Source organism: Prevotella sp. MA2016, assembly GCF_000619825.1.
Classification (GTDB): Bacteria; Bacteroidota; Bacteroidia; order Bacteroidales; family Bacteroidaceae; genus Prevotella.
Genome location: NZ_JHUW01000008.1, coordinates 205,166 through 223,867, shown reverse-complemented (window position 1 = coordinate 223,867; position 18,702 = coordinate 205,166). Strand labels below are relative to the sequence as shown.

16 protein-coding genes are annotated in these 18,702 nt (G+C 37.0%); 7 read left to right on the top strand and 9 right to left on the bottom strand.

Annotation, left to right across the window (positions count from 1 at the left end):
- Nucleotides 1-49: 49 nt before the first annotated feature.
- From T360_RS0105255 to T360_RS0105215, 9 genes are all read right to left on the bottom strand, one after another.
- Nucleotides 50-1,027 (bottom strand): hypothetical protein, encoded by a 978-nt coding sequence (locus T360_RS0105255; protein ID WP_028911846.1) that lies wholly within the window; start codon nucleotides 1,025-1,027, stop codon nucleotides 50-52.
- Entirely contained in the window at nucleotides 1,024-2,310 is a 1,287-nt protein-coding gene (locus T360_RS0105250; protein ID WP_197019271.1) for an O-antigen ligase, read from the bottom strand. Before T360_RS0105250 ends, T360_RS0105255 begins: the two co-directional genes overlap by 4 nt.
- The gene (locus T360_RS15705) at nucleotides 2,303-3,391 is read right to left on the bottom strand and encodes a glycosyltransferase (protein WP_051523385.1); all 1,089 of its coding nucleotides are present in this window, start codon (nucleotides 3,389-3,391) and stop codon (nucleotides 2,303-2,305) included. The genes T360_RS0105250 and T360_RS15705 overlap by 8 nt, the downstream gene beginning before the upstream one ends.
- A gap of 157 nt (nucleotides 3,392-3,548) precedes the next feature.
- On the bottom strand, nucleotides 3,549-4,739 hold the full coding sequence (locus T360_RS0105240) for an ATP-grasp domain-containing protein (RefSeq protein ID WP_028911844.1): 1,191 nt from the start codon (nucleotides 4,737-4,739) through the stop codon (nucleotides 3,549-3,551).
- Nucleotides 4,740-4,750: 11 nt separating this feature from the next.
- On the bottom strand, nucleotides 4,751-5,824 hold the full coding sequence (locus T360_RS0105235) for a polysaccharide pyruvyl transferase family protein (protein WP_028911843.1): 1,074 nt from the start codon (nucleotides 5,822-5,824) through the stop codon (nucleotides 4,751-4,753).
- A gap of 7 nt (nucleotides 5,825-5,831) precedes the next feature.
- The gene (locus T360_RS0105230; protein WP_081772695.1) at nucleotides 5,832-6,746 is read right to left on the bottom strand and encodes an FAD-binding protein; all 915 of its coding nucleotides are present in this window, start codon (nucleotides 6,744-6,746) and stop codon (nucleotides 5,832-5,834) included.
- Nucleotides 6,747-6,762: 16 nt separating this feature from the next.
- On the bottom strand, nucleotides 6,763-7,968 hold the full coding sequence (locus T360_RS0105225) for a Coenzyme F420 hydrogenase/dehydrogenase, beta subunit C-terminal domain (RefSeq protein WP_081772694.1): 1,206 nt from the start codon (nucleotides 7,966-7,968) through the stop codon (nucleotides 6,763-6,765).
- On the bottom strand, nucleotides 7,965-9,071 hold the full coding sequence (locus tag T360_RS0105220; protein WP_028911840.1) for a polysaccharide pyruvyl transferase family protein: 1,107 nt from the start codon (nucleotides 9,069-9,071) through the stop codon (nucleotides 7,965-7,967). Before T360_RS0105220 ends, T360_RS0105225 begins: the two co-directional genes overlap by 4 nt.
- Nucleotides 9,068-10,516 carry a lipopolysaccharide biosynthesis protein gene (locus tag T360_RS0105215; RefSeq protein ID WP_155949387.1) on the bottom strand — a complete coding sequence of 483 codons (1,449 nt, stop codon included), beginning with the start codon at nucleotides 10,514-10,516 and terminating at the stop codon, nucleotides 9,068-9,070. Before T360_RS0105215 ends, T360_RS0105220 begins: the two co-directional genes overlap by 4 nt.
- Before the next feature lie 889 nt (nucleotides 10,517-11,405).
- Between T360_RS0105215 and T360_RS0105205 the strand changes: the two genes are divergently transcribed.
- From T360_RS0105205 to T360_RS0105175, 7 genes are all read left to right on the top strand, one after another.
- Nucleotides 11,406-11,804 carry a WbuC family cupin fold metalloprotein gene (locus tag T360_RS0105205; RefSeq protein WP_028911838.1) on the top strand — a complete coding sequence of 133 codons (399 nt, stop codon included), beginning with the start codon at nucleotides 11,406-11,408 and terminating at the stop codon, nucleotides 11,802-11,804.
- Between the two features lie 482 nt (nucleotides 11,805-12,286).
- Complete coding sequence (locus T360_RS0105200) at nucleotides 12,287-12,754, top strand: hypothetical protein (protein ID WP_028911837.1); 468 nt, start codon at nucleotides 12,287-12,289, stop codon at nucleotides 12,752-12,754.
- A gap of 2 nt (nucleotides 12,755-12,756) precedes the next feature.
- The gene (locus T360_RS0105195) at nucleotides 12,757-13,272 is read left to right on the top strand and encodes a hypothetical protein (protein WP_028911836.1); all 516 of its coding nucleotides are present in this window, start codon (nucleotides 12,757-12,759) and stop codon (nucleotides 13,270-13,272) included.
- A 188-nt stretch (nucleotides 13,273-13,460) separates the two neighbouring features.
- The gene (locus T360_RS0105190; protein WP_028911835.1) at nucleotides 13,461-14,558 is read left to right on the top strand and encodes a hypothetical protein; all 1,098 of its coding nucleotides are present in this window, start codon (nucleotides 13,461-13,463) and stop codon (nucleotides 14,556-14,558) included.
- A gap of 19 nt (nucleotides 14,559-14,577) precedes the next feature.
- Nucleotides 14,578-15,537: an AbiH family protein gene (locus tag T360_RS0105185; protein WP_028911834.1), complete on the top strand. Its 960-nt coding sequence runs from the start codon at nucleotides 14,578-14,580 to the stop codon at nucleotides 15,535-15,537.
- Nucleotides 15,538-15,744: 207 nt separating this feature from the next.
- Nucleotides 15,745-16,767: a hypothetical protein gene (locus T360_RS0105180; protein WP_028911833.1), complete on the top strand. Its 1,023-nt coding sequence runs from the start codon at nucleotides 15,745-15,747 to the stop codon at nucleotides 16,765-16,767.
- Complete coding sequence (locus tag T360_RS0105175) at nucleotides 16,764-18,698, top strand: hypothetical protein (RefSeq protein WP_028911832.1); 1,935 nt, start codon at nucleotides 16,764-16,766, stop codon at nucleotides 18,696-18,698. Before T360_RS0105180 ends, T360_RS0105175 begins: the two co-directional genes overlap by 4 nt.
- Nucleotides 18,699-18,702: the final 4 nt, after the last annotated feature.

The following is an 18,702-nucleotide window of genomic DNA, read 5'->3' as shown; positions in this document are numbered from 1 at the left end:
AGGCAAATATAAGAATAACCTTTAAAAAGGTATCAGCGCATCTTCTCATTTAGTATTCAAACAAAGGCTGGTACATTATCTTATCCTTGTTGTTCAAAGTCTCGCTGGCATACTCTTTTAAAGTCTTTCCTTCACAAAAACCTGAGATATATGCAAATAGTGTTTCGAGATCACTATATAATTTTTCTATATCTTCATTAGTTCTGAACGTTGGGCTTCCTCCGGGCATTAGCTCTGATGAATGGAGCATAAACATCAAATAATCCGTATTCTCTTCTTTTAGTTTATTTACCAGATGTAACATCTCGTGAAGGTTATGTCCATTGGGGCGCAACCAGGCTTTGTATCCTAACACATGATGCTTGATACCACTTAAAAGAGAATGAACACTTCCAAAACTGTGTTCCGAATAGTGTATTGTCCTTATTGAGACCGGAAATTCAAGCATTCTTTTATTCTCATCTACATAGAATGGGATTTCAGGAGCTTTACTATAATCACTACCATGACTGCCTTCTGTAATTCCCATCGTTGAATACCAATTGATGCCAGGGGTTACAGAACAATCAATTTTCAATCCCTTTTCAATCAAACAATTCATATAATACTTATTCATAGCCCAGCGCCCAGCACGATGAGACACAACAGGTCCCTCATAAGTATTCTCCAGTAAATTATGGAGCCATTGTACCTTCTGAGAAATTGTTTCTTCTGGATACTCAATTAAATATGGGAAGTTTGCAGGATACTTAACATCTAAATCACATAGAGGAGGATTATTCACAGCATGAAGATGCATACCTATCTCACAACAGCCTTCGTGTAATTTTGCCTTCGTAAAAGCAACAAATTCAGGGTCAGAGACCATTTCAAAATTTGTTAACCATACTGGTTTAAAGCCATATTTGTCGCAAAGATTTTGAAAACGTGGAAGGTATTTTACATTTTCAGTAGTTATTGACCTACCGGCTCTCCATGTCCAAAGGTTATCACCTTCAGTATCAATTGTTACTATAAATGATTTCATATTGTTTTCGCTTCAACAACTTGTTGTAATCTCTTATTAATTGAAACACCTAATGCCAATGTAATCAAACATTCAATATTATATAAGCCATTACCTGATAATCCATATAAGTAGAAAAATAAAATGAAGCAGAAGGCTAACTTTGCCAAAATTACCTCCTGTGAATTCTCGGGATAGAGGCGTCTTAATTGCTTAAGTGTCTTTATATTATTAATAATTACAAGAACTGCGGCCAAAACAAATATTGAAAGTACAATCAGTCCTACTTCAGCGTATAATTGTAGGTAGATATTATGAGCATCTGTACTAAGGCCATGATAATCAACAGTTTTCTTATAACTACCCCAACCATGACCGATTAAAGGAGCTGAATTACCCATTAATATTGCTTCTGTGAACAAAAGAGCGCGTCCGTGCATGATGTCCTCATCCGCTAAATCAAAATGCCTGAAAGTATTAACAACCTTTGCAATTGTATTGTCTTCAGGCAAGAAAGGAGCTACAAGTAAAAGGCCCCCTACCAATACAACGGCAGTGATCACAGACGCCAATGCTTTATTAGTCCGCCTCTTCCCTTCGAAACCAACAAAGAAGCTCAAGAACAACGCGAACATACCCATAAATAGATGAGCTCGTTTGCCTGTTAAAAGAAGGCCAAGAAACAAGATACTCCCCCATATTACCTTTTTCTTTCGGGGATTGTGTTTCAATAACAAGATATATAAAGCATTTAGAATACACTCGGCCGCCGAGCCAGTTTGCGGCATTAACCCGCAATTACCCATCTCCTCCTCCTCAAGCCTCAATATGACATCAACATCTTCTGATTTGAACAAATGGGCTACAATATCTGTATAGAAACCATTCCACAATTCTTGAATAATACAACCAACAGCACATATACTTCCAAAGACAAATAATATATCAAGACTACGATATAAATCACTTATCTGATATTTTGTGTAACCGAATACAAAAAAAATAATAAGGAAAGTTTGCATAAAATACAACAAACCGCCCTCTGTCCTCAAAGAAGCATAACAAGCATATAGTAAAAAGAGAAAGAAAAGAGAATCCCATTTATTTACACTAAAATTAAATTTCCTACTTGTCAACATCAAGCCGCACAATAAAGAAATATAAGCAGCGGCCCATATATTGGTAGTTGCAAAAAACATGCTTTGTAAATAAACACAGAGAGGAGTCACATATAACACAAAAAGGTTCAGAACCAAATCTTTATTATGCCTTTCTCCGCTATTAACCTTTACTAAATTATTCACATTCATAATACTCTTTCAAGATTGCTATTACATTACTAATATCATACTGCTCAATTGGCTGAGTTATAGGAGCGGGCTTAAAATCATTATTACCTAAAACAACGCTTGCCCATATCTCTGAATCACTGGCAAGTGGCAATCTATACACTTTGTCAGTAACCGTAGTTTCTTTGGGTACAGTATCAGACACAACACATTTAAGGCCAGCCGCTTGGGCTTCAATGAGTACTATTCCCAGCCCCTCATATAGTGATGGAAATATGAAACAATCCATCATCGCCATCATTGAAGGCACATCATTTCTGGCGCCCATAAATATCACTTCTTCTTTCAACTGAATTTCTTCCACACGTTGTTGAATCAATGATTCCTCTTCACCATCTCCCACAAATAATAGCTTCGAATTAGGATGTCGCAGTTTTACTATTTTGAATATTTCGATTATTCTCCTATGATTCTTCACTTTATTAAATCGACCAACATGGCCCAAAACAAAACAATCATCTGGAATACCATATTTACGTCTTAATTCACTCCTCGGTTGGTTATGATAACTATCCAAATTAATTCCATTTCTTAAAACTAATGTGTTATTAATATGAAACAATTGGTTTGTTTTTTCAGCCATTTCTTTATTCAGCGCTATTGTTCTCACTTTGAAAAAGACATAGCAAAACCTATCCACATACACATGTTTGCCATATGAAGTCTTTTCAGGATTGGAATGAAGCGTATGGAATTTTTTCTTTGTCCCTGTTCCTATTGCCGCAAAACAGACCATCCATAGAATTGAAAGATGGATATGAATTATGTCTGGCGAAAAGGCTTTTATTGCATGCCTTAGTTGAATAATCTGTTTTATACGCGAAACAATCGTATTGTCCATAATATCTTGATTAAGGTAAGAAATGGACAATCCTTCACTTTGAGCCATCCGCTCATATAATCTATTTTTATTAGATGATAATGATATTAAATGCATTTGAATATCTCTATCATCTTTAAAAAATCGAAGGTAACTTAAGATGACCATCTCCGCGCCCCCAGTAGGCATATCTGGAATTATATGTAGAACCCTCATATTATCTTAAAAGCCACAGTCACTAAAAAGCATATATAAGCAACTGGCGTTTACGGTTTTAATATCCTAACAAGTACAGTATTTATAAACTTCGCTTTATTCCATCCGATATTATAACATGACCAAATAGTCCATAACCATGCATGAATTGTAGCAATTAGTTAGTAATGCTATTTTTCTTAAACAATCTTTTAATTCTATTCATCACAAAACCTGATAGAATCATATAATAAAATGCAATACACGGCCTCATATCATTCCATGAGAGATAAGCAAAATCTTTAGTCCGTCGGAAATAACCATACCATTCCTTAAAAGGAATAAGACCTTCTTTCACCCATAAAAAATCTCTATCCTCACACATCGCATAATAGTTTTCAGTATATGTCATATTCATAGTGGGAAGGTCATCTCCTATCATATCCAGATAACTGTAGTATGAGTAAAACAACTTATTGTTAAAGCAAGCATAAATGTCTCCACTATTACGGAAGTTAATTTCATTTAGATAAATCTTTCCAGCAACATTAATAATCTCAATATCAAAATTCCCTACAAAACCATAGTCTTGAATCTTTTTGAGAATAATTCTTGCTTGCTTATGGTATGACTCGTCAATAATAAACTTGTGACAACAAACAGACCCGCCTACAACTGGCCATTCACGAACGTGTTTCGTTAAGATATAGGGGACAACGCCCTCCCGTTCCAATACTGCGCCAAAGAGTTCCATCTCATAGTCCTTTATAAGGAACTCCTGTAATAGAATTCTAAAGTAGCCTTTTGTCTTTAATTCTTCACAGTAAGACAATAATTCTTCTCTTGAATCACAGCGTTTAATATCTGCCTTACAACCTTCATGACTTAATACCGGCTTTACTATGCATGGCATGGGAAAATCCCTGTTATATAATTCCTCACCATTATCAAAGTTAATGAGAAAAGTTTTGGCCGTAGGTATGCCTAACTCTTGTGCCCATAATGCCTGATTGAACTTATTCATTAACCTTGCAATCTCGCCATTTTTATGATTAATATGTGGCAAATAATAACGACTCTCTAAAATATCATGATTATTATCTATCATATAAACTGCGCCATCGGAAGAGGGGACTAAAACTGGTTTACAGGGTTCGTCATGAAAATTTTCAACTAAAATGCGTAATGCTTCTTCGTCAGAATGAACAATATGATACCCGCCTACATATTTTGATTTGACACAAAAGTTTTTGTAGTTATCGGGATTAACAATAATAACATGGGGTTTAATACTATTTACTCCAAAAGAGCGAATCAGCCCTAATGTGTTGAAATGATTAATCCCAATAATAATAACCTTATTTCTCATTTTAAAAATACTTATTTATTCTCTATCGCACTTATCAGGAACTGCATCGATTCTTTTCTGTGATTCTCAAGACATGGTTCAACTTTAGAGTAATCAACTTTTGAGAATGCGACTTTATCAGTTGAATATACCAACCTATCTTCAGCACCACATTTCACTAATAAATTTCTTGCTCGATCTGGAGCATAATTCGCCACAAAATAAAAATCCTTTCTGAAGACTATGGAGTATGCCGTTCCATGAAAAGAAGATGTGAAGACTACTTTTGCTTTCTTGAATAATCCAAGAAATTTTGGAACGGAAAGACTATCTGTGTCATAATAATGACAGGGGATATCATAATGCTCTTTAGTTCCCGTTACGACCACAACCATTTTTGCGCCCACTTGATGTGCAATATCAACTATCAGATTCTTTGTCAATGGGTGGTACTCTTGCTGATAATAGAGAATATAATTCTCTTCTTGAGGTAATTCAAGAATAGGATCATATTCGTTCATAGAAAGAAGTAGCGAGGGGTCTAATACCGAATATACTTTTTTCCCTGATAAGCGTATCATCTCATCTCTAAAAGAGTCTTCTCGAGTAGAAAAACGGGTGAAATTATCTATATGTTTTGCCATTACGTTTCGTTCTTCCACACTGAAATGATTGATCTCAGCTATGCTAACAGCATAACCTATTTTCCTTATAGAAGGGGAGAAATCTCCATAAAATATAGGATTAAATCCTCCTACTAATCTCAAAGTCCAAACCTGATCACTACCCATAATACATATGTCGTATTGGCCACTAAAATCACCAGGGCTTTTGAATTTCTTATCACTAATCTTTAAATATTTTTTTCTAAAACTAGCGAAATTCTTTTTGGCTTTTATCCTTTTAGCTAAATAAAGAAGAGATGCCAAAATGGATTTAAACGAGTATGTATCAATAATCCTATATGCTCTTTCAATCTTAGGGCAACGGTAATCTACTACTTCAACATCGTATCCTTGATTTTGAAGAAATTTTAAAAGGGCATAACATTGTAACACCCCGCCATAATTCTGTGCACGATGAAAAGTTAATGTTCCTATTTTCATATTCGCATTATTTAATTTCTATTTCAAATTCATTATTCGTAAATAGTAACTGATGAATCCTATGATACTCCCAAAAAGCATCGTGAGATTCCTTGTCCTTCCATATAAATCTATTCCAGTCACTGACATAAGGAATTAGACTTTTCTTCCCAAGCATAAATAAAACTATACTTATACTGGGTAAATCTATTCCGAAAGTTTTCAATATTCCCCTGTATATTTTTGCAGCAGCAAAAATAACATAGCCAAGAATAGTCCTTTTTTGTTCCCCCTTATATATACTGCCCAAATTATCTTTAGGTGATGGCTGTGTGGTCTTTCGTTTAATGTGATTGACTTCAGCAAGCCTTTTTAATGAAAGGGGATCTCCAACTTCTTTTTTCAACCTAACAGACAAGATAACTCCCTCCACTTCTCCCCTTTTTATTGCTGACGAACGTTGCTCTAATTTCAACTCTTCCGGACTCATTTCAACAACATCCCCACTTGGCAATAATATCTCCGCAGTCTTCAGAAGTGAATTAATGCTACAAGCAAAACAAGAAGCATTACCGTACACTGAAGCCGCAACAGTGCCTGGCAAATCTACCAACCCTTCGAAACCTTGTATTCCTTTTTCAACCATTTCGCGTGATAGCTGACGAACACTAACCCCACACTCTGCATAAATATAATCATCATATATTTGCCAGAAACGAACTTTTCTAGTTGAAACTATTATATTGGCATTAAAAGATGGGGTAAAATATACATTACTTGTATGGCCAATTATCTCGAAAGATTTATGCTCAGAATATAGCATACAGCAAAGGCGATGCAATTCTTCCTTATTCTCTGGCTCATAAAGAGTTCCAATTACTCCCCCCTGAGCATAATTAAGCCAACAGATTTCATAAACTGGTATATTATGACGAATTACCATATTCTTGACTTTTTTATTATTTGTAATAAAAGAATAAATGAGAGAGTTTTTTTAAATTATACTTAATTAGCTCTTTCATATAATCCCAATCATTTATTTTTTGTAACCCAACATAACCATTCTCTTCATATTCCTTCAACAATATCTTACCTTCAGCTGTAATTTCACTAGGATATTGCAGATTATGGTGGTGACTTAGAATTGTTTCCTGTGGAAATTTAACCAACACACAACTACATGAAACATCCGTTAGTAGTTTCTCCCCTCTTGAAGTATGTGCAATTATTGTTGAATAATGATTTTGAAGTGAAAAATTATAGTTAACTACCTCTTCTTCGTTCGGACAGAAATCACCCAGTGTTATGTCACTTGGCTTATTAATTGTTGCGTATACACAATTATAGCAAGATTCCCTATATCCTGCTCTTGTAATAAACAATTTAAAAAATGGCGATTTCCTTTTAGGTATTGTCAAATTAAATAATTCGCCATTATCTTTTTTGCATTTAAAGGACAATATATATGTATCTTCTTTCCCGTTTATCTTTATACCCTTTTTCCTAAATGAAACATCAACGATCTTACATTTTTTCCTATTTTCAACAAATCTTATATAACTGTCAAAAATGGAATCCTTAGGAACACCATGACAAACCAAATCAATAGTAAAAAGATTTTGATGATTCCCGACTATTTTTTTTAGAGCTGCTACTTGGCAAGAAGTCCCAGAAAACAGGCACAATTTACCTCTGTTTAGATCCGACTTAACTAAGGAATAAATACCATCGGTTTTACTTTGTACATATTTACTGCCTTGAAGTAAATGCAAATCCTTTACATCGTCTACTCTTGCATGTCTACATTTTAATTCATTATCCTCAAAGCTCATCATTGCGCCATATACGATCCCCCCTAGTTCTTTGATGAAATAATCCGCAATTGCAATGAAAATACCACCAGATGAAGAGTTATTGGCTACTATATTGTTATAAAAACCAACAAAGGCCTGCTTTAGAAATGCTTTACCCGTATCATCGTTCATGGGCGATAACTGAGGACACGTTTTGACACAAAGCCCACAGTCAACACATTTTGTTTGATTAACGGATGGCCTTCGAGTACCATTTATATCAATTGTCATGTCAATAGCATGTACAGGACATCTATCCACACAAGCTGCACATCCACAGCATTGTTCAGATTCTATTATTTCTACAGTCATTGTTCTTTCTCGCAACAACAAACACTTCTAAGATAATTAATAGACTTTTCTCTTTCAGTTCTCAAAATTGAATTCACTTTTGAGTAGTCAATATTTAAACTATAGTTGCTCGCTATAGTAGAAATGTGCTGCGATTTTAACCCCAACAATTCTAAAAGACTTTCAACCCGTGAACCAGTTGTATCAATTTTAACCGACAAAAAAGGTTTTTCCATCAAAATAGAAAAAACTGTACCATGAAAAGAATTAGTTACAACTGCTTCTGCATACAAAATATAGGAAAGAAAATCCTCTACTCCTGCATCATAAACACATTCTACATCTTCTTCGGAGCTTGAGTACAACCCGACATAGACAATTTTAAACCCCTTCTCTTTTGCCAACTTACGCGAAATATCAATAACATCTTCATTTGGTCTTAGTCTATAAACAAATATATACGGTTCACGTACTAAACGAGGTGAGGCTATACTTTTCCAAAAGGCACCATCACATAATAGAGTTGGATCCAAATCTTGACGAATCGAGTCTTTAAAGAGAGGGGTCAATAATTCTACTGCTTGTTTTTCCCTTAAAGAAATTGTTTTAAATAAGGCTAACCCCTTTACGTAGTTCTCTATTTGATTATCCGTTAAAACAGACTGTCCTATGCTGGCCGCATAACTATACCGTATATGAGAATCCTCGAGCCATTGAAACGTATACCATGAGGACAACTTTTTATCAGCCGTCCCCCATATTTGGTCGCTTCCTGCTAAAAAGATATCATTACCATCAACTGTTCTTAAAAACTCTTTTTCATCTATGATATTGAGAGTTTGTATTCTATCCAAAATAAAAGAATCTATTTTTTTATACTTAATCCTTGATTTTCTATCTTCTATTGCTAATTGTATCCTTTTTGCGAGACTATAATCTTTCTGAGGAAGCAATATGTACCATATTTTGAGTAACCACTGGTAAAAGATCGAATGCTTCTTTGTTGGTATTTTCTGTATTACAACAGGGGTTACACCCATTTCTTTTAAAATGGTTTGTAACGCAAATGCTTGTAAAGCAGAACCATAATTTCTGTGAAGATATGTAACTGTATAGATGTTCATTTTTTTATCTTACTTTTAATGAGAGAAAAAATGTACTTCACATCGTTTTTATCAAAAACGAACATTGTATATACTAATGTCGTTAAAATAACTACAATTATTGATTGATAAACCAATGTCAAAAAACTATAAGCAGTATCATATATGGTATAATAAATACTCACCCAAATAACTATTAAACCAAAGGTTATCCTTAAAAATATTATAAAATACTTACTAAGCGGAAGGTTTAGTTTTTTACTTAAAATGTACGCTCTTGCAAAAAATACCACAAGCGAAATAAAAATGGAAACCAACATTGTTGTAGTTGGTTCAGCGCCTAATTTTAGAAATATATATGAAAGAGGTAGGTTCAATATAAATAGAGTTGCTACAGTCAACTCGTATTTTCTGATCCTCCCTGTTGCTAATATTGATACAGTAAGTGGACCACTCGCAGAATCAATAATCCCATTAATTAAAACCAACTGTGTAAAAGCTATAGCATAATTTGGTACTTCTTTGAGCCATAATTCTAAAACAAATGAACTGTTCGCAAGAATAGGAAAGACCAATATGGCCATCAGAAAAGTGCATAAATAAGTGCTACGAATAATAAGTTTATTTAAGGCAATGTAATCATTTTGAGCATATCCTTTGTAAATTTGAGGTTTGACTGCTACAAGAAAGTTTTCAGAAAATTGTGTTACAGCACCATAGATTTGATATGCAATTGCTCTTGCTGCATTAATTGCCGGATTAAAAAACATATTGATTAATATATTAATCCCCTGGCTTCTCACCACAACAGAAAAAGTACCGAACAAATGCCATCCAGAGAAACTTAGTAGCTCCCTTATTTCACTTTTGTCCCAATAAAGAGCAAATTTGGACTCTATAAATTTCCTATGGCAGTAAACAACATATGAAAGAGTTATACTTATCGATGTAATGAGCATAAGAATGCTATACGTTATTAACTTATCCCATGATATATACATTAAGACAAAAACAATACCTAATTTCATTAACGCTTCAATTATGCTTATATAGGCAAAAGCGCTCATACGTTCATGAGCTATAATCAAAGCATTATAGGGTATTGAGATAAAACTTATACAAAAAGAGAGTATTGAAAATTGATAAACACAATTTGCAGCAGACATCCTCTCTGGTGGTATTGTCATCTGAGTATTTACGAACCACAGGCCAATAGACTCAGCAATGACGACAAATATTAAGATAAAAACAGAAAAGACAGTAATGTTAAGGCAAAACCATTTATTTAACCTATTTAAATCCCCCTTTGCTAATTCTATAGAGAAATACCTTTGAGAAGAGGTTGCCAACGTTCCATTAACAAACGAGAACATAGCAACAACACCGCCCACAACATTATATATACCATAGTCAACTACTCCTAACAAATCTAGAATGGCACGAACTGTATACAGTCCGATACCCATCACGACAATCATCCTTATGTAAAGGAAAACTGTGTTCTTTGCAATTCTTTTGTGGTTTACAGTACTATCTTGCATTATAATTATTGTCTAACTTTTTAGCGCATAAAAGCTATGATAGCAATATTGTATTCTGTTCTTGCGGCCAAACTATCAGGTGGTACAGTCGTGCGGATACCCTCACCTTCCTGCCTTCGTTAAGAGCTACAGGTTGCGCGTAAAAGCCTGTTGACTCTGTGAAAACTGATTATTTGTTCTGACTGGCAGTATCGAACTGCATCACCTATGCGACCACCTGTGCAATCAGATATTTGTTTCAAGTCATTAGCCAGAAGCCAAGCTCCTGTCATTTTACCATTGCTTTTGTTAAAGAAGGTTTATTATTGTGGATTTTTGTCTTCTAGTCAAACAAGAGTCTTTTCAACTTCTCTCGGATTTTCTTAGAACAGTTTGGAACCCTGATTTTTCTCGATTTTCTCTCTTTTTCCTCTCAAACACCCTTTCAGTTACCTCAACCATCTCACTGAATACATTTGAGTTAATTTTCTCCTTTATCTCGTCAATGACCTTCAACAAGCACTGCCTCGGCTGCACTCGACAAATACGAAATGAGTAAGTTGCTTTGGTTTATCCGGGGCGGATTAACCGAAAATAGGGGTGGAGTGGGGAGGATTGAAATGTTTTTTTTGTAAGTTTTTACATTTTGATTTGGTTGGTAAAAACTATTTTACTATATTTGCCAACGGAAAGGGGTGTATAAAGAACTAAATTATCCCGAGTACTCGATATAATAAAAGTTAATTGTTGTGTAAAGCGCTGATTCCTAATTATTTATGGTTGAGGCGCGGAAATTTATTGTGGACGGAGGTATAGATACCGTCTCATTAAGAATATGAAAATTAATCAAGAAATATTGGATGACCTTACTGCTAAGGCAAAGGCATCGCCAAGGCTTCGCATGAATCTGGATTTGCGTGACTCTGCTGAGGATACATCTCAGAGAATGCTGAACGCCATAGAACCAGGTTCGCCATTGCCTATTCACAGACATCAGACGACTTCGGAAACAGTGGTATGCCTGCGAGGCAGATTGGTGGAAGAATATTATGATGAGCGAGAACGAATTTGCACCGACCGCATAGAACTGTCACCCAACGGCCCTGTTATGGCTCTCAATATCCCCGCCGGCCAATGGCACACAGTGCAGGCATTAGAATCAGGCACCGTGATTCTGGAAATGAAGAATGGGAAATATGTGCCTGCAAGGGAGGAGGATATACTGAAGCTTTGATTCGTCCAAGAATCCGATAGTGACGTGGCCACTTTTGGGCTTTAGAAAATGCTCCTTGATAGAAAGACCATCAAGGAGCGTTATAAGGCTCGCAAAGAGCAATACTCAATTTACACTAATCTTGGTTAAGCCAAGGTCTTTTCTTAGAATTAGAAAAACCAATTGATAAGAGCCATTACCGTATTGAGAATTCTCAGTATCCTGAGAGCTTTCCCGAAGAATTGCTTCTTTGTCATACTCTGTATTCATCTAAATATTAACTTCATTGTTAAGTACATAAAGGTTTTTGAACTTCCACTTCAGAAGATAGCCTTCGTCTGTAAAGTATGTTTAAATTAAATTCCTTGCAAAATTAGTAATTTAGACAGCAGGCATTTCCCAATCCGACCTGAGTTTATGATACAGTTTTCTAAGTGTAACAAATATGTTAGGTTAAATGACGCACGAAGAGAGTTATCTGTTCGTGTTTTAATGAGATAACAATGAATCTTTCACATAATAGAGATTTATACGACGAGTTGTTCATGCAGATTGCTCGGATGCATGATGAGGTGTCTTATAGGAAGCATCTGAACGACTATCAAGGACGGAGAGGGAAACGGAAAGATTTTCCTGCCGTTTCTGTGGGCGCCGAGATTGATGACGCAACAGGAGTAGGACATCATCATGACTACTCTAACGAAAAGGATTTCCATCCTCTGATTTTACATGAACTGTTAGAGCGGCTTGGGGATCTTAACAAGCAAAGTGATACCAATCCTGCATGTCCGAATTGCGTGGGGCATTGTGCAGAGAACTATGCAGCTTCAATTGCTCTGAAAAGAATAGATCCACAGGAGAAAAATCAAGATAATCACGTGTTAAGTGATATGGCATTTACAAAAGCATTCCAACCCAGAACATGGAAGAATAGAGAGTGGTGTGCTAATTGTCGTACAATGTTTGACTGATTATGGCTGAATTATCTGAACGACAGGTGAAGGAGATGGATATTGACTGGTATTGCCTTGTTAAAGGTGCACCTACCCATATCGCATCAATGGGTGGATTGATTCCTGCCAAGTTTCGTGATAGGGTGAAGTTAAGGAGACATCAAGACTTAGTGGCACATTTGCTTCCGTCTGCTGAGATTAAACTGAATATGAAGCTAATTGATAGCATTACGGAAAATGGATACGAATACCTTGCCGATCAAATGATAAGTAATGCTATAGAGGAGGCAAACAGGCATCATCCGGGTTTGGAATACCTTAAGGAACATCCTCTTCCTATTAGACTATTTGCCTCTACTTTTGTGGAAAAGGCGCGGAGAGGGTTCCGATCCTTTGCAAGACGAGAAGATGCAAATGGGAACGAGTATGTGCTAATTGCTGAACCTATTAAACCTGTCAAGAACGACTTATGCGAACTTGGATTGGAAAAGTTGAAATGCAAAGTGCGTGATGAGGGTAAAACGATTGTATTTTGAGAAACTTGATAATTAATGGCGTGTGTTTCAATTAGTTGCTATAAGGCTATAGAAGGGCAGTGCTTCGCAAAATTAGGAAGTGCTTGAAAGTTCTTGGTTATGTTTTACTACACAACATACAGCGGACAGGTGCATACCCATTGCAAAGATGCCATCGGGGCAGGTCTGTAGTATGATAAACGTTCAATATGAAACCAAAAGATAAACTTTTCAAAATCTATGAACAAGGTGAGTCGCCTGAGAACCTAGACGATATAGCATATATTATGTGGTCAGAGGATTCTGTGTTCAATTTCTCGAATTATTGCTTTGCTTACAGGCAAGCAGCCGAAGCTCTCTATGAACAATTCAAAAGGCATAATGGTGATTATGCCATAAAAGACCCGATGGGTATTACACTGGTGTTTATGTATCGCCATTATATGGAGCTGACGACTAAGTTTCTTTATATGAAATTTTGGCCTTATGTTTATGGACGGCGGTTAAGCGAAGAGGAAATTGTTCGCTTTATTAAGGACACTGGTCATAATCTGCATAGAATATGGCAAAGGTTGAATCCGATATTGTTTGAACTATCTAATAGATTGGAAAATAAGTTTGATATTAAAGCTTTTGGGCATTATGTTAGCGAGTTTCAACGTTATGATGAAAGTTCGATGAGAATGCGCTATCCTATAGATATGAAAGGCAATGCTCTAGAAACAAAATCAAAACGTCTTGACATAAGAATACTACATGACTACATGGAGGAATGTATGGATAAAGTAGATAATTTGGTGGGACAATGGGAAGATCAAATCTATTGGAATGATGATGAGCAACTCGGAAATCTTTTCATAGAGCAATATGAAGATGCCAAAAAAGATGTGGAAAAATTCCTAGAATATCAGGCAGAATATGCAGAAAGCTATAAGAAAAAGCATCAAGCAGGTGGTTTGAAATTTTATAGTTTATCAGATATTGCTTCTGAACGGTTACCTGAAGAAGTTGAATTAGAACGGTTCCTGCAAAGGCTGGCAGACAATCATCTGCTAGTTATCCATAATCTCTATTATATAGGAAGTAACCGTTTGCGGAAGATTATGGCGTGGAAGAGTGCTATGGACAGGCAGGTGCAATTTCGGAGAAGTGCTGGGGCGATATGCCGTTGCGAGACAAACAAATTTAATACTCGGATGAATCGTAGTGAACTTATCAGTACATTAATGAGTAAACTTCCTGAGATGGTATATAATGCCGTAAATGGATGCGTTGAAGTGTATAAAAACAATCAGGGAGTATTATAATCGTCGAAAAGGTTTATTTATGGGAAAGAAAATACTGATATTAGGTAATGGCTTTGATTTGGATCTTGGCATGAAGACAAAATATAGCGACTTTATGTCAAGCAAAACTTGGACAAAGGCTAAGGACGGTGCTGCATTTACTTTCTGTAATCTAATATATTATCTCGAAGAGAAAAAGAATAAAGAGGCATGGTTTGATCTTGAATCTGAATTACTTAACTATGCTCTGGAGATAACAGAAGGGACCTATCGTTCTCCGCAAGAAGATGATAGGATGGGTTTTGATATTCTGTTATATTATTTAAAGAGGTATCTTAGACAAGAACAGGAAAACTATAAGTTGAATCAGGACCCTGTTGCCGTGAGAGTGATGAGGGCAGTTGTTGAAAATGGCTTCTTTGATGAGATATTTACCTTTAACTATACCGATATTAATAGGACGCTAGCGCAAGCAGGTGTCAATTGTTCTATACCTATTACGTATATGCATGGTTCTTTAAAAGAACATGACAACATTGTGTTAGGAATTGAGACGGATAAAGCAATCCATCCGTCTTGCCAGTTTATGTTTAAGACTAATAGTAGGTATTACAGATACAATAATTTGATAGAGAGCATGGAAAAATCAGATGAGATTATCTTTTTCGGACATTCTATTAATGGTATGGATTTTCCGTATTTTAAGGATTTCTTTATAAAGCAGTCTCAGCCCATGGAAGGTTTTAAAAGAAAGACTATCACTATTTTTACATATGATAATTACGCTGATCAGCAGATTCGTAATAACTTCAGAAATGCAGGGATTGGCCTGAGGGAATTGATGGCTCGTAATAATCTGACGTTTGTTGAAACAGAGAGAGTATATTCTGGTGATGATTTTGAAAAGGATAAACTTAATGAAATAATGAAACATCTTAAAGAGGATAGTTTAGAGGTTGAACAGCAGGCGGAGAATAATATTCTTCAGTCAATGCTTTAAGCCTCGAGGAAACACCGGGAAACACCGGGACACCGGTGGTTCCTGTGATGAAACAGGAACCCGTCCCGGTGGTTCCCCGGTGGTTCCTTTGCCAGAAATGGAAGATACAGATTGGAATGGTTCTCCCTTTGAATTTTTGACAACGAGGCAGCGGAGACTGGAAGAAATCGTAAATAGTATTTGGGCAGTGGAAAATATCTTTTGAGTATGACTAAAGAGCAGGAAGAACGCTTGATAGAAGAAGCTAATAAGAGGGAACTTGCGTGGACGAAGAAACGTATTGACTACAACAATTCGTGGCCTACTCAGGGGGAATGGAATAGTGATAATCAGCAAGTGTTGGATGATTGGTTGAAGAACCAAGGCGTGTCACAGCTGTTTGAGACCGTCAAACTGACTGATGAAGCCCAAGAAATCTTATTCCGTCAACCAAAACTTAATAAGCTGTTATCAGGAGTCGTGGATATATACGATGAGTTGCCCTATAGGCCAGACCAAGGTTTTGATATAGCATGGCGTTCGTTGGAGATATTTATGAACCACCAACGGAACATTGCATGGAAAAATGATAGTGATAAGACACCCCACCTGATAAAACGCACCATCAATGATATGGTGATGCCTCTTATCGATGTTGAAGCAGGAGTGAAGGATATGTGGGAGGATTTCCTGGCTGACATTCCCTTGTCAACACTACGTTATGCCATTATGCGGAGTTATATTGAGCACGACCTTGCCATCAACGAGCAATTGGAGAGGGTGTCTGAAAGAGCGGAGAAGACACTAACCAAGGCATTGTATGATGACATCAAGAAAAAGTATGTGTTTGAGGAAAATGTTAAGCCAACAGCTGATGTGCTGCGCAGATCATCCTTGCTACTGCAAAAAATACTGAGGGGAGAAGAGGTAGAAGTGAACGGACACAGATATCAAATGGCATTTGAAAACCGGATGGAATATGTTTTGAGTTGTGTGCTGTATGCGAACCGGTGTGAACGATTTCATGGCGACTATTTCTCGCCATTCAAGAGCGACAGGGCTACGTTGGACACTTACGCCTTCTCGTATTATTTATTAGAATTCGCCTATATCTATCTGTGGACGCTGATTTACAGACATTGCGATACGCAAGGAATAGGAGAAATCTGCAAACTGGAGAGTGTGCAGGCAACAGCCAAAATGATGCAAGAAAAACTGAAAGCCATTATTACGGAAGGAAAGAAAAAATGAACAGAATCATGGGACGCGTGGTGTTCTATACCGCCAGTGACCTTTCGACTACAGGCCATTTGCAGGATGCAGAGCCAATTCTGAGAGGATTTGACACAGGGAAGCCACATGATGAGGTTAATGAGGTATTGGAGATGTACAATATCCAGCTATATTTTGAAGTAGGATGTGCACTCAGGACGTGGACGGATGATGATAAGAATACCTTCAAGGAAACTGTTAAGACGTTTAAACCTTTCATCGTAGCTTATGTAAACGGTCTGAACGATGATAACTTCACTGCTGAATATGAACAGGTGGAGGAAGCACTGAAGTCATCTTTTTGGAAGGTGTTTGCAATGTATAGAGCATATGAAAGAGTTTCTCCAGAACAGATAGAATATGTATTGAAAAAGGAAAGCGGAGTGATTGATATGCTCTTGGAACATCAGGTAATCGTTAAAGCCTATGACAAGGTGCTTGGAGATTATATGCGTGGTAACAGAGACTGTATAGAACTTCTATTGTCTGCCTTCTTGTTGCAACTTGACAACCCCGATAAAAAGCCCTACGTACCATCAAGTCTGACGCTGAAAGACCGAGATGAACTGATAACGGCATTTGTGGATAGTAGCACGCCGAATATCAGCCTGTTGAGAATCATAGAGCAGGCAAAGGACAGCAATGACCTGCAAATATCAGCAGAGAACAGACTTAAGGCAAAACGGAAAGCTGAGAACCAGTATGGGCAGATGATGGAAAAGGCCATAAGATTTCCATACTTTATATCCATAGAATTGCAGAACTCGCCAAAAGACTGGGCTGTGAGGCTCATGACTGGAGTCAACAATGACTATAAGCTATGCTATAATGAGCGACTATTGAAAGAATATGATGACGAGCGGCTGATAACTATGTTTGCAGACCACTATGAGTATATAGATAAGACAATGCAACTTACTATGCCGTTCAACTATGTCACGGATATGGTATTGCTAGAGTTCTTGTCTGGTTATCATGGTAAAAGAGATTATCCGATTACTTCTGCTTTTAATTTCAAGCAACAGATGGCAGTGATGCAGATGTCGTTTCACAGGCAGTACTTGAAAGGCCGGGGAAAGCGATTGGAGAATTTACTGGTATGGTTTTATGAAGAAAGCCTGAAAAACAAGTATGGGTATCCATCAGGTAAGATGAGACTGGCGGCTGAAGGGGTGACAGTAGTGGAGAAAATAAGAACATTGATACCGGAGATAGAAGCCGTGCTTAAACGATATGACCTGTATGCCAATAAAGGTAGGGTTGATGAGGGGCTGCTTGACTACTATAAGGGAGTGCATTTCACAGAGACAAAGAGCGTATTAGCAAAAAAGTATGCCTATGGTGTAGATGGAAGCCGCGATGTATTCTTGCCAATCAGATTATTGTTCCAACCTGGTGCAGTTATGGACAGACTTCCAGACGGATTTGACGGAGAACGCAATCTGTTTAATACCATTCGCCATTGTAGGGTGAAATATGATGACTACCGTGAGTGGCAACGGGAGAACTTAGATTATTTGATTGACCAAGGACTGATAGGCAAAGATGTAAACGACGTATTGAAATTGGTAAACGAGGCAAGGGTGGCTGTACTCTACGACATACACCATGACAGAGCAATTTCATACTGGACTCATCCAAAAGTGGTTCAGGATGAGATTGATGTAATGTTGGGGCAAGGTCTGCTCTATACCGAGGACAAACTCTTTAGCAAGCCAGAGCAAGAATACTTGAACTTCTTGCTTAACGACAAGCAGTTTACCAATGGGCCAGCGATTAGAAATGCATACGCGCATGGGGACACCCCCAACGTTGCAGAAGAGGCACACGAAGCAGCATATAACTACCTTCTGATAGTGCTGGTATGCGTGCTGTTGAAGATACAATCGGAACTGATGATTAGAGGATAGATAG

Coding starts and splice junctions, on each gene's coding strand:
- T360_RS0105205 (WP_028911838.1), top strand. CDS start 11,406: ATGAAAATTAATCAAGAAATATTGGATGACCTTACTGCTAAGGCAAAG.
- T360_RS15705 (WP_051523385.1), bottom strand. CDS start 3,391: ATGAGGGTTCTACATATAATTCCAGATATGCCTACTGGGGGCGCGGAG.
- T360_RS0105200 (WP_028911837.1), top strand. CDS start 12,287: ATGAATCTTTCACATAATAGAGATTTATACGACGAGTTGTTCATGCAG.
- T360_RS0105225 (WP_081772694.1), bottom strand. CDS start 7,968: ATGACTGTAGAAATAATAGAATCTGAACAATGCTGTGGATGTGCAGCT.
- T360_RS0105255 (WP_028911846.1), bottom strand. CDS start 1,027: ATGAAATCATTTATAGTAACAATTGATACTGAAGGTGATAACCTTTGG.
- T360_RS0105190 (WP_028911835.1), top strand. CDS start 13,461: ATGAAACCAAAAGATAAACTTTTCAAAATCTATGAACAAGGTGAGTCG.
- T360_RS0105185 (WP_028911834.1), top strand. CDS start 14,578: ATGGGAAAGAAAATACTGATATTAGGTAATGGCTTTGATTTGGATCTT.
- T360_RS0105220 (WP_028911840.1), bottom strand. CDS start 9,071: ATGAACATCTATACAGTTACATATCTTCACAGAAATTATGGTTCTGCT.
- T360_RS0105195 (WP_028911836.1), top strand. CDS start 12,757: ATGGCTGAATTATCTGAACGACAGGTGAAGGAGATGGATATTGACTGG.
- T360_RS0105240 (WP_028911844.1), bottom strand. CDS start 4,739: ATGAGAAATAAGGTTATTATTATTGGGATTAATCATTTCAACACATTA.
- T360_RS0105230 (WP_081772695.1), bottom strand. CDS start 6,746: ATGGTAATTCGTCATAATATACCAGTTTATGAAATCTGTTGGCTTAAT.
- T360_RS0105235 (WP_028911843.1), bottom strand. CDS start 5,824: ATGAAAATAGGAACATTAACTTTTCATCGTGCACAGAATTATGGCGGG.
- T360_RS0105175 (WP_028911832.1), top strand. CDS start 16,764: ATGAACAGAATCATGGGACGCGTGGTGTTCTATACCGCCAGTGACCTT.
- T360_RS0105215 (WP_155949387.1), bottom strand. CDS start 10,516: ATGGGTATCGGACTGTATACAGTTCGTGCCATTCTAGATTTGTTAGGA.
- T360_RS0105180 (WP_028911833.1), top strand. CDS start 15,745: ATGACTAAAGAGCAGGAAGAACGCTTGATAGAAGAAGCTAATAAGAGG.